Annotated in this window: 11 protein-coding genes and 1 tRNA gene; 2 read left to right on the top strand and 10 right to left on the bottom strand. The window is 59.3% G+C overall.

Annotated features, from left to right (window positions below; translation table 11 throughout):
• Nucleotides 1-43: 43 nt before the first annotated feature.
• The 5 genes from prsR to AMC99_RS04860 all read right to left on the bottom strand — a co-directional run bounded on the left by prsR (nucleotide 44) and on the right by AMC99_RS04860 (nucleotide 6,781).
• A complete protein-coding gene (gene prsR, locus AMC99_RS04880; RefSeq protein ID WP_061927724.1) occupies nucleotides 44-1,408 on the bottom strand; it encodes a PEP-CTERM-box response regulator transcription factor in 1,365 nt (454 codons plus the stop codon).
• Nucleotides 1,408-3,525, bottom strand: a complete 2,118-nt coding sequence (gene prsK, locus AMC99_RS04875; RefSeq protein ID WP_232301511.1) for an XrtA/PEP-CTERM system histidine kinase PrsK — start codon at nucleotides 3,523-3,525, stop codon at nucleotides 1,408-1,410. The genes prsR and prsK overlap by 1 nt, the downstream gene beginning before the upstream one ends.
• Complete coding sequence (locus tag AMC99_RS04870; RefSeq protein WP_061923551.1) at nucleotides 3,522-4,907, bottom strand: TIGR03013 family XrtA/PEP-CTERM system glycosyltransferase; 1,386 nt, start codon at nucleotides 4,905-4,907, stop codon at nucleotides 3,522-3,524. The genes prsK and AMC99_RS04870 overlap by 4 nt, the downstream gene beginning before the upstream one ends.
• Nucleotides 4,908-5,035: 128 nt before the next feature.
• Nucleotides 5,036-5,323, bottom strand: a complete 288-nt coding sequence (locus AMC99_RS04865; protein ID WP_061923548.1) for a hypothetical protein — start codon at nucleotides 5,321-5,323, stop codon at nucleotides 5,036-5,038.
• Between the two features lie 63 nt (nucleotides 5,324-5,386).
• Nucleotides 5,387-6,781: a helix-turn-helix domain-containing protein gene (locus AMC99_RS04860; RefSeq protein ID WP_061923545.1), complete on the bottom strand. Its 1,395-nt coding sequence runs from the start codon at nucleotides 6,779-6,781 to the stop codon at nucleotides 5,387-5,389.
• A 156-nt stretch (nucleotides 6,782-6,937) separates the two neighbouring features.
• Between AMC99_RS04860 and AMC99_RS04855 the strand changes: the two genes are divergently transcribed.
• Together AMC99_RS04855 and AMC99_RS14100 are read left to right on the top strand one after the other, a co-directional pair.
• Nucleotides 6,938-8,536 carry an isocitrate lyase gene (locus tag AMC99_RS04855; RefSeq protein ID WP_061923542.1) on the top strand — a complete coding sequence of 533 codons (1,599 nt, stop codon included), beginning with the start codon at nucleotides 6,938-6,940 and terminating at the stop codon, nucleotides 8,534-8,536.
• Between the two features lie 18 nt (nucleotides 8,537-8,554).
• Nucleotides 8,555-8,728: a hypothetical protein gene (locus tag AMC99_RS14100; protein WP_198143572.1), complete on the top strand. Its 174-nt coding sequence runs from the start codon at nucleotides 8,555-8,557 to the stop codon at nucleotides 8,726-8,728.
• A gap of 125 nt (nucleotides 8,729-8,853) precedes the next feature.
• Here AMC99_RS14100 and AMC99_RS04850 read toward each other — a convergent pair whose 3' ends face one another.
• The 5 genes from AMC99_RS04850 to AMC99_RS04830 form a co-directional block, all read right to left on the bottom strand.
• Nucleotides 8,854-10,653, bottom strand: a complete 1,800-nt coding sequence (locus tag AMC99_RS04850; protein WP_198143571.1) for an SLC13 family permease — start codon at nucleotides 10,651-10,653, stop codon at nucleotides 8,854-8,856.
• Nucleotides 10,654-10,746: 93 nt separating this feature from the next.
• Nucleotides 10,747-13,146: a mechanosensitive ion channel family protein gene (locus tag AMC99_RS04845; RefSeq protein ID WP_061923539.1), complete on the bottom strand. Its 2,400-nt coding sequence runs from the start codon at nucleotides 13,144-13,146 to the stop codon at nucleotides 10,747-10,749.
• Nucleotides 13,147-13,311: 165 nt separating this feature from the next.
• Nucleotides 13,312-13,396 (bottom strand) — tRNA-Leu (locus AMC99_RS04840).
• Nucleotides 13,397-13,478: 82 nt separating this feature from the next.
• Nucleotides 13,479-14,297: an inositol monophosphatase family protein gene (locus tag AMC99_RS04835; RefSeq protein WP_061923537.1), complete on the bottom strand. Its 819-nt coding sequence runs from the start codon at nucleotides 14,295-14,297 to the stop codon at nucleotides 13,479-13,481.
• A gap of 17 nt (nucleotides 14,298-14,314) precedes the next feature.
• Nucleotides 14,315-14,665, bottom strand: coding sequence for a hypothetical protein (locus tag AMC99_RS04830; RefSeq protein ID WP_061923534.1), 351 nt, complete (start codon nucleotides 14,663-14,665; stop codon nucleotides 14,315-14,317).

The raw sequence follows: 14,665 nt of genomic DNA, 5'->3' as shown, positions 1-14,665 counted from the left end.
CCTGATATTTCGGAACATGACCTGCCCCGATGTCTCACGGTTTTCAGGCAGACAGGTCATATTGCTTGAGCAGGTCGTACAATGTCGGACGACTGATCCCGAGCATCTTGGCCGTGCTGGAAATATTCCCCTCACTGCGCGCCAGTGCATGCCTGATGACACGTCGGTCGGCCTGCTCGCGTGCAGCCTTCAGGTTCAGCACGTCATCTCGATCTTCGGCATTTTCCTGCAGATCGAGATCGCCCGCACCGATCATTTTCCCGTCGCACATGATGACTGCGCGCTTGATCCGGTTCTCTAGCTCGCGAACGTTACCCGGCCACGACCAGCTGTCGATGGCAGCGAGTGCATCGGGGCCAAGGCTCTTGACCTGCGGATTGAACTCGCCGGCGTATCGCTTGAGGAAAGCCTTCGCCAAAAGCACGGCGTCGCCGGGTCGTTCTGCCAGGGTCGGAATGCGAACGACGATTTCGGCTAGCCTGTAGAACAGGTCCTCTCGGAACAAGCCTGCGCCGATCATCGATTCCAGGTCCTGATGGGTTGCACAGACTACGCGCGTGTCGACGCTGATTTCCTTGCGGCCGCCGATGCGCTCGATCTTGCGCTCCTGCAGGAAGCGGAGAAGCTTCACCTGCAGGGGAAGCGGGATATCGCCGACCTCGTCGAGAAACAGAGTGCCGCCGTGCGCACTTTCGATCTTGCCTTCGGTCGTTTTCACGGCGCCGGTAAACGCACCTTTCTCGTGACCGAAAAGCTCGCTTTCGAGGAGGTTTTCGGGGATCGCTGCGCAGTTGATCGCGATGAATGGGCCGTTCCGGCGTTCGCTGGAATCGTGCACGCCGCGAGCCAGCAATTCCTTGCCGGTCCCACTGGCGCCCAGCAGCATGACAGACACGTTGGTGTTGGCGACACGCTCGATCGTGCGGGCCACCTTTGCCATTTCGGGCGCGCCGGTGATCAGATTGCCGAGCACGGTCTTTTCTTCGCTAACCCGTTCGGAAAGACGGCGATTGTCCTCCTCGATCTCGTGCAGGGCAAAGGCACGCCTGACGATGAGGCCCAGCGCCTCGATATCGACCGGCTTCTGGTAGAAGTCGTAGGCGCCACATTCGATAGCCCGCAGTGCGCTTTCGCGCGCGCCATGACCGGACGCGACGATAACCTTCGTATCGGGCTTCAGCTCCATGATGGCTTCGAGCACCGCAAAACCCTCGCTCGTACCATCGGGGTCGGGCGGCAGGCCGAGGTCCAGTGTCACCACCGCGGGTTCATGCGTCCGCAGTGCTGCGATCGCGCCTTCACGGTCGAGAGCAGGGACGACTTCGAAATCGTCGTAAGCCCATTTGAGCTGCGCCTGCAGCCCCTTGTCGTCTTCAACGACCAGCAGAACCGGTTTCTTCTCGGCCATCATGCCACCTTCCCTATCGACGCTTCCTTGCGCCCGTCGTCCTCTCCCGCTTCGGCAAGCGGGAGCCGGACAATGAATTTCGTGCCAATTCCTTCGCGGGATTCGACTTGCAGTCTCCCGCCCATCGCCCCGATCAGTTCGCGCGCCTCGAACGCGCCGATGCCGAAACCACCATCTTTCGAAGAGACGAACGGCTTGAACAGTCCGTTGCGAATGAATTGCGGCGACATCCCCTGCCCTGAATCGATGACCTCGACGAAGGCGTTTCCATCGTCGACACCGACGTTGAGATGCACCGCTGCACCATCCTCGCTCGCATCGATCGCGTTCTGCACCAGATGCGTGAGCGCCTGTTCCAGCGCATCGCGGTTGCCCAGTACGAACGCCGGTGTCGAGGTTACGAGGGCGACATTGCGCGTCTTGGCGAAACGCCCGACGAGCGATGAAGCAAGCTCGTGCAGCGCGATCCTGACCCTGTTTTCACCATGACCCGAACCATACCGCCCAAGGCGTGCGAGCAGCGAATTCAGCTTCTCCGCACTGCTGCGCAAGGTAACGAGCATATCGGCGCGGAATTCCGGATTGTCGGCATGCTTTTCGGCGTTGCGGGCAAGCAGGTTCACCTGGCTGGCGAGGTTCTTGATGTCGTGCATGACGAAGGCAATGCGGCGATTGAACTCGTCGAACCGGCTCGCTTCCATCAGCGCCTGCTGGCCGGCGCGTTCTGCCAGATAGCTGGCAAGCTGGCGGCCAACGACGCGCAACAGGTCGAAATCCTCCCAGTCGAGGCGCCGAGCAGCAGCAGGGCGCGCCAGGACGACGGCACCCACGAGACGCTCGAAGTGGAGCAGCGGCACGACGGCCCAGACGCGGGTTTCCTGCACCAGCCAGTCGGGCACATCGGCAAAGGCCTTCGATGTCGGATTGCCTCTCACCTCGTCCAGGTCGAGGATGAATTCCTGCTCCTCCAGCATGGCTGAAAGTGCGGCGGTTGCCGCCACGGCCGGAACTTCGATCGCCGGCCATTTCCAGTGTGCGACGAGTTCAAGCTCGGCTTCCTCATTCGGCGCCAGAAGGATGCCCGCCGGACTGTCGGTGATGTCGGCCACAGCGCGAATGGCGCGTTCGTCGAAACTTTCCTCGGCAGAGCCGGGTCGGCCGATCGTCGCGTTGAAGCGTAGCCATTCCTGACGATAGTCGTAGCGATGCTGGAAGAGATGCTTAGTTGCGGTAACCTTCAGCCATCCTCGAAGTCGCGGCGACGGCAACCACAGGATCGTCGCAATCGTGGCGAGGACGATGAAGCCAACCTGGGTGAACCTCGCGAGGTCCCCGCCCAGCATTGCAAGCGACCGCGTCATCAGCATCATCAGTGCAAGATATGCCCCGATCACGAGCAGAGAGAGCGTCTGGAATGCGACAGCCCGCGACGGTCGAAACTGCATTTCGGCGGCTACCGCATGGCTGCCGAGCGCAAGCGGGATCATAAGGAGTCCCGCCGCAATACCGCGCCCGGCCTCGAGCATGACCGGGTCCTGGCCGGTGAAATAGGCTACCGCATAGAAATTGAGCTCGAACGCCCACAAGCCGACAAGAGCAAGCGCGCTCCACCGCAGAAGGTGCCGCGAGGGCTTGGCCGCACCTGCATAGAGGTTGTGCAGCAAGACCAGGGCGCCGATGGCGACCAACATATGCAGGATGGAGGAGATTTGCTTGGTCAGCGCAAGCAGGCCTGCAGTGATGGCAAAGCGGGTTTCGATCACCAGCAGGATCGGCTGCAAACACTCGACGAAAATCAGCGCAACGATAACCGGCCGCACCTGACGTACGCTCTCGTCACGGCCGTCATTGCCGAACAGGCGGAACAGCAGGAATATCCACGCAAGGTTGCGCGCCGTTTCGGCGATATGGCTGAATTGTGCATTCGATCCGAAAGCAGCACCAAGAGTGCACCAGATCGCAGTCAGCGCGATCGCTGCCATGGTGGCAGTGCGGTCAGCGCGATTGCGATCACCCCGCTTGGCGATCGACCAACCGGCAATCACGCATGCGACGGCACCGGCGAGATAGCCGGTGAAGCCGAAAAGCATGAGGAAAGGCTGGCCCGCCGGAATCAACGGGCACCCTCCGGCCACAGGATGACGCGTACGGTTTGCAAAAGCACGACAAGGTCGAGGAAAGGCGTGTAGTTCTTGGCGTAATAGAGATCGAATTCGAGTTTCTTGCGGCTATCCTCGATCGAGGCGCCGTATGGGTAATTGATCTGCGCCCAGCCGGTAATGCCCGGCTTCACCATGTGACGCTCGGCATAATAGGGCAGCTTGTCATCCAGGTCGTTGACGAACTGCGGCACTTCGGGTCGAGGCCCGACGAAGCTCATTTCGCCCTTCAGCACGCTCCAGGTCTGCGGTAGTTCGTCGATACGAACCTTGCGAATGAAGCGGCCGATGCGGGTGATACGCGGATCGTTCTCTTCTGCCCATTTGGCACCGTCCTTTTCGGCATCGGTGCGCATGGAACGCAATTTCACCAGCTTGAATGTCTGACCATAGAGGCCGACGCGCTCCTGCCTGAAGAATGCGGGGCCCTTGCTGTCCATCTTCACCGCCAGCGCAAAGATCGCAATGATCGGCAGGGTCAGCACCAGCAACAGCAAGCTGGCAACGATATCGAACGCTCGCTTTGCAGCGCTCGAGAACATTCGTCCCGACGAAAAACCATCCGAGAAAATGAGCCAGCTCGGATTCACCGTGTCTAGGTCGACGCGGCCGGTTTCTCGCTCCATGAAGCTTGAAAACTCGTTGACGTGAACGCCCTTGGTTTTCATGCGCAACAGGTCTTTCAGCGGCAAGGCATTGCGCCGTTCCTGCAAGGCCAACACAACTTCGCTGACGCCGAGGTTTTCGACAAACCGGCCGAGATCGTGGATCGCGTCGCGTGGAATCGCTTCTTCGACCACGCGTTCGCCATCGCTCATTGCAAGGAATGCGACGATTGCGAAGCCGCTCTCGGGCTTTTCGCCAAGCTTGCGAAGTCGCTGTGCCCTGTCGCCAGATCCGAGCACCAGTACACGCCGCTTGAAGGCCGATGATCCCAAAAAGCTGGTCAGGAACAGACGGTCAGCAACCATGAAGACCACCGTCAGGCACATCGTGTAGAACAGCGTCGAGCGCCAGAAGGTCTGGCTTTCCAGGACGAACTCAACGAGCGCGAGCACAAGGATGGAAAGGCTGATAGCAACCAGCAGCCGCGCGCCGGCATAGCGCAAGGAACGCAGCGCGTTCGGGCCGTAAACCCCGACCGAGATCATCGCGAGCCAGATGACCAGCGCCGATCCGGTAAGGGACAGCCAGCGTTCGGTGAATGGTCCCGCATCCATCCCGATCTGGTCTGCGCGAACCTGCCAGGCCAACTCTCCGGCAAGCAGGAGCAAGCCGAGATCGAGTAGGCCGAGCAGGATCACGGCATGCGGAATATAGTGTTTGAACAGACGGATCATTCGCCCAAGGCTCGCCAAAAAACTTCGTTTCAGCGAACCCGATTAAAGGGCAGAAATGAAATGTCGGTAAACTTTACACCTGCTCCCGAAACCCGCGCAATTGGCGGGTTCCGAAACTTAAGGCGGTGTTATTCTCCGTCCGTCACTTCGTTAGCGACGCTCTCGACGGAATCGCCCACTTGCTGTGCGGCATCGCCTACCTGGTTTGCGGCGTCAGCAACGGCGTTGTCCTTTGCAATTTCCGCGCCGCTCGTTTGCGAAAAGAACCAAGCACCTGCGGCCAGCGCAATAACGAGCACTATAATGAGAATGGCCATACCGCCGCCCCCGCTCTTGCCGTCATCCGTGGTTACGGTGTGGGTGGTGTGGGTCGAACCATCGGGCTCTTCGACGGTGGTAATACGTTCTTCGGTCATGGAATATTTCTCCTCGGATAGAGAAGTAAACGCCACATTTTCGCCACTGTTCCCGAAGGTGGTTTAGTTCCGCTCTTCCAGGGGCCTGAACTCGAACGGTGTCAGTCCTCGCATCAACCGCTCGATCTGAAGCGGAACTCCCCGGGGCGGAAGCGAACGCTGGCGACAACCGACGATATGGCAGCGAGCGCATCCCATGCCAATTCGAGTGGCAGCGGATGGATCGAGGTTGACGCCCTTGGCAGCGACACAATCGCCACACAAGCGTGCCTCGACCCCTAGCACGATGACGAACCGCGCCTCTCCGGTCGCTCCGGCAGCCTCGACAGTACGAGCCATCGTAAGCCAGTGCGCCGGACCGGAATCTGCACCCTCGACCATGACCGGTTGAACGCATAGCTCGCCGCGTCGCTCGAACGCCTCGTGTATCACCCAGAGGGGACAGCTTGCCTCGCTTTCGAGGATCGTCGCTCCGCTCGCTCCTGAAAAACGTTTCGAGAATTGCCCTGCACGGTCCACGCGAGCCATGAAGAACGGGAGCCCGCGCTGACCCACGCGTTGCAGGGTCGTGAGGCGGTGCGCAGTCTGCTCGAAACTGGTGCCGAACCGTCGCATCAGGATGGTCAGGTCATAGCCGGTCTGCTCGCATGCGCGCAGGAACCGGCCGTAAGGCATAAGCAGCGCTGCCGCGAAATAACCCGTCACATGGCGCTCGAACAGCTGCCGCGCCGACGGGTCCGGCAATTGCGCGCCTGCAACGAGGTTATCGATCGCATCCCGCTGTTCCAACTGGGCGATCTGCAGCGCAATCTGGAAGTTGCGGGACGATCGGTCGAGCATTTCGGAGAGCTGCAGCTGCCGTGCGTGCAGGTCCAGGCGGCGGATTGCTCCCGGCATGACGTCGAGCGGCAAGATCCGTACAGACAGCTGGTGCTTTTCGCGCAGGCGCTCCGTCATAGCAGAGGTGATATCCGCCCGGCTCAGCCGCATCTCGTCGGCAATCGCCTCTGCAGCTTCGTCCAGATCCGCAAAATGATTCCGCCATCGCTCTATTTCGCGGCGGGAAGCTATCAGCGCATCGGGCACGCCGCCTTGTTCCGGCAGGCCGCGATCGTAAAGCCTCGCGAATGCAGCTGCAGCTTGCGGAGTAGTCGAGAGGAACTCGCTGACTTCGTCCCGGTCGATCCCGAGGTCGGAAAACCGTTCATCGGCGAGCCTCCTCGCAAGACCGTCCACCCCTCCGATCGTTTCGTCCTCTTTCAACGCGCGAGGGTCGAAGTCGTACTGGTCGATCACCTGCACGAGGACGCGGGCCGATAACGGGCGTTGATTGCGCTCGATGAGGTTGAGGTAACTCGCCGAAATGCCGAGCGAAGCAGCCATGGCGGCTTGCGTGATACCTTCGCGCTTGCGCAAACGCCTGAGTGCAGGACCTGCAAAAATCGGGTTTTCGACCACGGATCACCTTTGTAAATTTGTTTACATCTTTACAGACCAAATTCGCAGAACGCGCGCTCCAAGACAAGATATTTTGTAACTTTTCATGTCCGAATCGGGCGGGCTTTGCCAATTTCTCCTCACAGGGGAACCTCCCCGCCCCGCAGGAGAATGAAATTGACCTACCAGAACAGCATCGAGCAATTCCGCAAGACCATCGCGAGCAATGGCGCTTCCTGGAATGCCATCGACGCCGAGAGCGCTGCGCGTATGGCCGTGCAGAACCGCTTCCCGACCGGACTCGACATCGCAAAATACACCGCGAAGATCATGCGCCAGGACATGGAAGCCTATGACAATGATCCGGCCAACTACACGCAGTCGCTCGGTACTTGGCATGGTTTCATCGCCCAGCAGAAGCTGATCAGCATCAAGAAACATTTCGGCAGCACTAAGCGCCGCTACCTTTACCTTTCGGGCTGGATGGTCGCAGCGCTGCGCAGCGAATTCGGTCCGCTTCCCGACCAGTCGATGCACGAAAAGACCTCGGTCCCTGCCCTGATCGAAGAACTCTACACCTTCCTCAAGCAGGCCGACGCTCGCGAACTCGGCGGCATGTTCCGCGATCTCGACGCTGCCCGTGAACGCGGCGACGAAGTCGAAGCAAAGCGCATCGAACAGGCTGTCGACAATTACGAAACGCACGTCGTTCCGATCATTGCCGACATCGACGCAGGTTTCGGCAATGCCGAAGCTACTTACCTGCTCGCCAAGAAGATGATCGAAGCCGGTGCCTGTGCACTGCAGATCGAGAACCAGGTTTCGGACGAAAAGCAGTGCGGTCACCAGGACGGCAAGGTTACCGTTCCGCATGAGGACTTCCTGCAGAAGATCCGCGCAATCCGCTACGCATTCCTCGAAATGGGCGTGGAAGACGGCATCATCGTCGCTCGCACCGACAGCCTCGGCGCTGGCCTGACGAAGCAGATCGCATACTCGACCGAGCCGGGCGACCTGGGTGACCAGTACAATGCCTTCCTCGATTGCGACGAGGTCGATCCGGCCAACATCACCAACGGCCAGGTTTTCATCAGCCGCGATGGCAAGCTGCTTGCTCCCAAGCGCCTGCCGAGCAACCTCTACCAGTTCCGCGCCGGAACCGGTGAAGACCGCTGCGTCCTGGATTGCATCACCGCGCTCCAGAATGGTGCAGACCTGCTGTGGATCGAAACCGAAAAGCCGCATGTCGAACAGATCGCAGGCATGGTCGATCGTGTCCGCGAAGTGATCCCCAATGCCAAGCTGGTCTACAACAACTCGCCAAGCTTCAACTGGACGCTGAACTTCCGCCAGCAGGTTTATGATGCCTGGGCAGAAGCCGGCAAGGACGTGTCCGGTTTCGACCGCGCCAAGCTGATGAGCGTCGACTACGACAACACCGAGCTGGCCGCCGAAGCAGACGAGAAGATCCGTACCTTCCAGGCAGACGCCGCGAAGCGTGCAGGTATCTTCCACCACCTGATCACTCTGCCGACCTATCACACGGCGGCACTGAGCACCGACAACCTTGCCCGCGAATATTTCGGGGAACAGGCGATGCTCGGATACGTCAAGAACGTGCAGCGCCAGGAAATCCGCCAGGGTATCGCCTGCGTGAAGCACCAGAACATGGCCGGCTCCGACATCGGTGACGACCATAAGGAATACTTTGCCGGTGAAGCAGCCTTGAAGGCTGGCGGCAAAGACAACACGATGAACCAGTTTGCAGCTGCGTGATTCGGAGAGGAAATGACAATGAGTGACGATGAAACCAAACCCCGCGAACCTTCACGGGCCCGGGCTTTGCTCTCGACAGCGGACATGAAGCTGCTGCGCAGGGCGCTCGAAAGCCATGCCAAGGCAACCGAAGATCGCGAGGAACTGGCGAAGATCAACGCACTTCATCACAGGCTCGGCACTTACAACTAAGCCTGATCAACCAGTCTCCTGGGGAGGAGAGCACGGCCGTCGGAGCGCCCCCATGCTCCGGCGGCCGTCAATTTTTGTACGAATGGGAAATGATCCGACGGCCTGGCAGCGGCTCTCGCCCCGACCTACATTTCGTAACGCAGCACCAACAGCACCGATAGCGTCGTCACCATGATGATGACCAACGGCACGCCGGTACGGATGTAATCCTTAAACTCGTAGCTACCTTCCGACATGATGAGCATGTTGGTCTGATAAGCGATTGGTGTCGCGTAGCAGAGATTGCAGCCAAACAGCACCGCCAGCACCATAGGTTCGGCAGGCAGTCCCAACTGCTCTGCGATGCTGAACGCGATCGGTGTCCCCACAGTCGCCGCGGTCGCATTCGATGCAAAGTTCGTCAGGACCGTCACGAACAGCATGACTGCGGCGAGCACCATGGCAGGCGGCAGATATTGGAGCCCGAGCCCAAGGGTCTGACCAAGCCATAGCGCAGCGCCGCTCTCGTCGATGATGCGCCCGATGGCGATGCTGGCAGCAACCAGAACGATAACGCGGGCAGAGAGGGCACGCCCGACCCGGTCGAATTTGACGCAACCGGTCACGAACATCAGGATCGCACCAGCCAATGCGGAAATCGCGATCGGGAAGATACCGACGGCCGCCGTAAAGACCGACACACCCATGATGATGCCCGCCAGAAGAGCCTTCGAACGGCGTGGAAGCTCCCTCGCCCCTTCAAGCATGAGAAGGCTGTCGCTTCGTGCGAATTCCTGCAGGTCTTCGGGAAGGCCCATTACCAGCAGCACGTCGCCTTCCGCGATGCGCAGGTCGCCGTTCTCGCTGTACTGGTCCTTCTCGCCCATTATCCGGTCCGGACGGTGGATACCCAGCACCGCAACGCCATGAAGATCGGCAATGCCAGAAGTCGGTAGGGTGCGGTTTATAAGCCGAGAATCCGCAGTTACCGTCATTTCGACGACCAGGATGTCCTGTTCGCGTGAAGACGCCTCGCGCTTGATCCGGTCGAGCACCCAGCTGGGCGCAAGCTCACCCTTCAGCACCCGTGTCGCATCTTCCAGCGCATCGTGAGTACCCGATAGCAGCAACCTTTGCTGGGGCTGGATCGGACCCGAAGGCTGGTCGATTATCGAAATGTTCTTCGGCAGCCGTGACAGGACCGTGGAGATATCCTCGCCGACCAGTGCACTATCCTCAGCCACCCTCAGGCGCGTGTGGAAACGGCGCATCTCCGCCTCGTTCACCACCGTATTGTCGGGCAGCAGTCGCGGCATGACCAGCCACAGGTAAGGCAGGGCGACAAGCGACGCCATCAGGACGATGGGGGTGAAATCGAACACGCCCATCTCTTTCATCCCGAGGTCGACCGCGATCGAAACGACCAGGATATTGGTCGAGGTCCCGATAGTCGTTGAAACCCCGCCAAGAAGCGATGCGGCATTCAGAGGGATAAGCGTCTTGGAGGCCGGTAGCGCCCCGCGTTGCGCGAGCGCGACGAAGATAGGCATCAGAAGGACGAGGACAGGAGTATTGTTGACGCCCATCGACAGGACGAACGCAATCAGCAGCGAAAGCAGCAGGCCCAGCTGGACGTTGAATTTGAAAACACGCTCCAGGAACCGTGCCGCGGGATCCAGTGCGCCCGTGACCACCAGTCCTCGGCCCATGATCATCAGCGCGCAGATCGTGATGAGCGCATAGTGACCGAAACCGCCGAACGCGATTTCCAGCCCGTCGATCCCCTTGTGCCCTTCAAGCGGGAAGAAATAGAGCCCGACAGCTATGACTGCGATTGTCAGGAGCGAGATGATCTCGATCGACATTCGTCCACGGACGAAGGCAACAAACATGACGATGGTCACGACCATCGCTGCAATCGCATGATATGACGGGATTTCGATCATCCAAGCGCTGACTCACAGAGCAGGCGAACAATTACAAGATAATTGTGATGGTCGGCTCGAGGTGCCGCTCCAATGATCAATCCAGAATCATGATCAGGCGCCGGCTGGTTTTGTATCGACTTGGATACTGTCGGCCCCCCGCAGTGAAATCACTCTCTGAGGGAAAGGTATCTCGATACCCTCCTCGGCAAAACGCTTGGCGATCGCGAAGTTCAGTTCCGATTTGACCCCGGCCCCTGTCGTAACGTCTCCCACGAAAGCCAGAAGCTTGAGATTGATCGAATTGTCTCCAAACTCCTCGACGGCAACGGACGGCTTGGGATCATCGATGATGAGTTCGTGATTACAGGCTATGTCGAGAAGGACATCGCGTACGCGCTCAAGATCCGTGTCATAGCTTACACCGATGGGCACAATAATCCTTGCAGCGTCGCCCGCAAAGCTGAGGTTCTTCACGCTCTCGGTGATCAACTGCGAATTGGGGACGATGATCTGGTGTCGATCGAAAGTCTCGATCCGCGTCGAGCGAACCGAAATCTTCCTCACAATTCCCGAATATGGGCCGACTTCGATCCAGTCGCCCTCGCGCACGGGCCGCTCCAGCAGTAGAATGACGCCGCTGGTAAAGTTCTCGACCACCGATTGCAGCCCGAAACCAAGACCGACCGAGAGCGCACCGGCGACGAATGCGAGGCTGGACAGGTCGAGCCCGGTGGAAGTGATCGCTACAATCGCTGCCAGCACGATACCGACGTAGCCGACGATCGTCACAATCGCGGAACGCGCACCCAGGTCGAGAGCGAACTGCGGGAGGATCGACAACCTCAGTATGCGTTGCAGCCAGCGCGTGATCACAAACCCGAGGAAGAAAACGAAGGCGAAAGCGAGGACGTCTCCGGCAGAGATTGTAATTTCACCGAGGGTTACGCCATTGCGAAGCGCCAGGATCCCGTCGAAGATTTCTTGAGCGTTGTACCCCCAAACGATCGCCAGCAGCGGCAGGGCGGCAAGTGCGATCAGAAAGCCTGTAAATACCGGCAACAGGTGAATGATCCCTCGGAAACGTCGCAGATACCCTTCGGCCAAGACGACGAGAACCAGTCGAACCGTTCTCTGGACCAGGAACGCGACAGCAACCACGGCGAGGGTCGCGACAATGTCGAAAAAGATCTCCCGCGCCATGTAGATGAAGCCGGCCAATGCGCTCAGCGCGGCCACCAGCGACACGACCTTGACCAAACGGCTTATGGGACCGGCAAAGTCGATCGCTTCGTGCACCTGGACTTCCGCCGAGGTCTGATCGGCAAGCGGGTCTGGCTGCGGCGGAATGCGTTCGCGCCGGGCCAGAACTTCGGCGAGCCGCCAGATGAGCCAACTCCCCCAAAGCACCAGCAGGGCCGAAGATAGGATTGAGACTTCCGCCGCCAGCAAGCCATCGTTCTCGACCATTTCGAGAATGGCTTCCAGACCGACCGCAAGCCCAAGCGCGGTTGTCAGCTTTGCCGCCTTCTTGCCGTCAACATCCGACAAATGCACGATGCGCAGCGTGTCGATTGGTGATCGAAAGATGCTTCGCCCCAACCAACGAGCGACAGCCAGAACGATACCGGCGACAAACAAGGTCAAGACGAACGAGGCGAGCTTCTTTTCTTCGATCGATCCCGAGAGAAGCAGGAATAAACCGCCGGATACGATAGCCATGACGACGACTGCCAGAAGCAAGCCGAGTGCATCTTCGATGAGCAAGATTATGAGCGAACGTGCATTGCCAGAAACTTCGTGTGCTCGCTTTGCAATCGAAGCCAATCCCCTGTGACCGAGCAAGACAAGGCCGAAGGGCAGGACGAGTAAGAGAATGCCGAGCAGGATTTGGCCGAAACCTACGTTTGACACGAAGCCACTGACGGTCCGATTTACCGCTCCCAATGCAGTGCCCCAAAGACCGGGCTTCAATGGCGTGCCGTTGTAGCTGAGCAGTCTGTCTTCGCGGATGCTTGCGATCCGATCGTCGATTTCAGAGGTCAGTGTTGCAGCTCTGATCTGATGATCGCGCCAAACCAGGATTGGTGCAAGTTCATCCGACAGCCGACGATCGAGCAACTTGCGCCGCATGGATGCCGCAGCAGGTTCGAAGGCGCCATCTACAGGCGGCGGGCCAAGAGCATCTATTTGAGCGGAAATTATCCGGGACTTGAGCGATCCTTCGTCGGCGTATTTGCGCGCCAGTTCCCTGCGCGCACCAAGAGCGCTCCGCAATTGGGTGAGCCTCGCAATCCTCGTCAGGCTGTATTCGCCCGGCGGTGAGGCGAGGATTTCAGTAGCTACTGCGATCGGATCAGCTTCAATTTCTTCGGCAGAAATCTTTTCGATGTCACGGCTCGAAGGAATCGCCGGGACAGTTTCGACCTGCTCCTGCTTCACATCCGAAGGGGTTGAAGATTGAGCATGGGCAACTGTCGGCGTCAGCGAACCGATCGCCAGGACGGCTAGCATATTGAGCCAGAAAGGTCGCATTGCAGTCGCCCCCGCGAAAAAACCAGATCGTATCGAACGATAAGCGCCAGCGGAGCATTACTGCAAGCCGGCAGTGCGATCTTCGTCCAGCAAGGATGGTAGCTGCGCTGCGGGAAGCGCCTGACCTATTCAGGCGCTCTCCCTTGGTACCCCTGGCCGGACTCGAACCGGCACTTCGTAAGAAACTCGATTTTGAGTCGAGCGCGTCTACCAATTCCGCCACAGGGGCACTGATGCGGGAGCGCGGCGGATAGCCGTGCCAGCTTCAGTCATCAAGTCTCCAAAACCGATTGGACGGCCTGGACGCTCGTTTATTTGAGGGCGCCTGCGAGCAGCTTGTGCAAGCGGGAGTGCAGGCCGTCGTTTGCCGCGAGCACCTGATCGGTGTGGATCGGCTGCGAACGACCGCGATAATCGCTCACGAAGCCGCCCGCTTCGCGTACGAGGAGACAGCCGGCCGCAGTATCCCAAGGCTTAAGGCTGCTTTCCCAGAAGCCGTCGAAACGGCCCGCAGCAACCCATGCGAGGTCGAGCGAAGCGGCACCGAAACGGCGGATACCGGCGACTTCGGGGCCGATGGCACCGTAGATCTTTGCCCATTCGGCCGGATTGCCAGCACCTTGGAAGGGAATACCGGTCGCGATCAGGGCATCGGACGGACGCGAGCGCGACGATACGCGGAGGCGACCATCGTGGAGCCAGGCACCGCGAGACTTTTCGGCCCAGAAGGTTTCATCGGTGATCGGCTGATAGATCACGGCCGCCGTGACATCGCCCCAGCCCGAACCATCGAGCTTCGGTTCCTGTACCGCGATGGAGATCGCGAAGTGAGGAATCCCATGGAGGAAGTTGCTGGTGCCATCGAGCGGGTCGATGATCCAGCGCGGCTGCCCCTCTTCGCCTTCGATCTCGCCGGCTTCTTCCATGAGGAAGCCCCAGCCAGGGCGCGCCGCCAGCAATTCGTCATAAAGCGTGCGTTCTGCGCGCATATCGGCCTTGGATACGAAATCCGCAGGACCCTTGCGGCTGACCTGCAAATGTTCGACTTCGCCGAAGTCGCGCCGCAGGCGACCGCCCGCCTTGCGAGCCGCACGTTCCATGACGCGGATGAGGCCAGTGATGGCTGCCATTTTAAACCAGTTTCCTGTCAGTCCACCGCGATCTGGATCGATTGCGCGGTCAGTTCAATTTCACCCCAACCACTGGAGATGAAGGCATAATCGCCTTCGATCGTGGCTGAATAGATGTCGCTGTAATCCACTTCCTTGCCGTCTTCGGGCTTGGCCTTACGCAGCCTCAAGTCCTCGAAATCGGAGAATCGGATGAATCCCTTGCGGTAACAACCTTCGTCGCTGTCGGGTTCCTCGAAACGGGGATGATCCTGCATGAGGCGGAAGTCCATCTCCAGCGTGAGCGACTCATCGTCGTAAATCACGCCTAGGATGTAGCTATTGTCGATATCGACAGCGGCCAGTTTCGGATGTCCCGCACCCTGCAT

The sequence above is a fragment of the Altererythrobacter epoxidivorans genome (assembly GCF_001281485.1).
Taxonomy (GTDB): Bacteria; Pseudomonadota; Alphaproteobacteria; order Sphingomonadales; family Sphingomonadaceae; genus Erythrobacter; species Erythrobacter epoxidivorans.
The sequence above is the reverse complement of the archived record's forward strand: the minus strand, read 5'-3'. Positions and strand labels throughout refer to the sequence as shown.

Coding starts and splice junctions, on each gene's coding strand:
- AMC99_RS04850 (WP_198143571.1), bottom strand. CDS start 10,653: ATGATCGAAATCCCGTCATATCATGCGATTGCAGCGATGGTCGTGACC.
- AMC99_RS04865 (WP_061923548.1), bottom strand. CDS start 5,323: ATGACCGAAGAACGTATTACCACCGTCGAAGAGCCCGATGGTTCGACC.
- AMC99_RS04870 (WP_061923551.1), bottom strand. CDS start 4,907: ATGATCCGTCTGTTCAAACACTATATTCCGCATGCCGTGATCCTGCTC.
- AMC99_RS14100 (WP_198143572.1), top strand. CDS start 8,555: ATGAGTGACGATGAAACCAAACCCCGCGAACCTTCACGGGCCCGGGCT.
- AMC99_RS04830 (WP_061923534.1), bottom strand. CDS start 14,665: ATGCAGGGTGCGGGACATCCGAAACTGGCCGCTGTCGATATCGACAAT.
- AMC99_RS04835 (WP_061923537.1), bottom strand. CDS start 14,297: ATGGCAGCCATCACTGGCCTCATCCGCGTCATGGAACGTGCGGCTCGC.
- AMC99_RS04845 (WP_061923539.1), bottom strand. CDS start 13,146: ATGCTAGCCGTCCTGGCGATCGGTTCGCTGACGCCGACAGTTGCCCAT.
- prsR (WP_061927724.1), bottom strand. CDS start 1,408: ATGGCCGAGAAGAAACCGGTTCTGCTGGTCGTTGAAGACGACAAGGGG.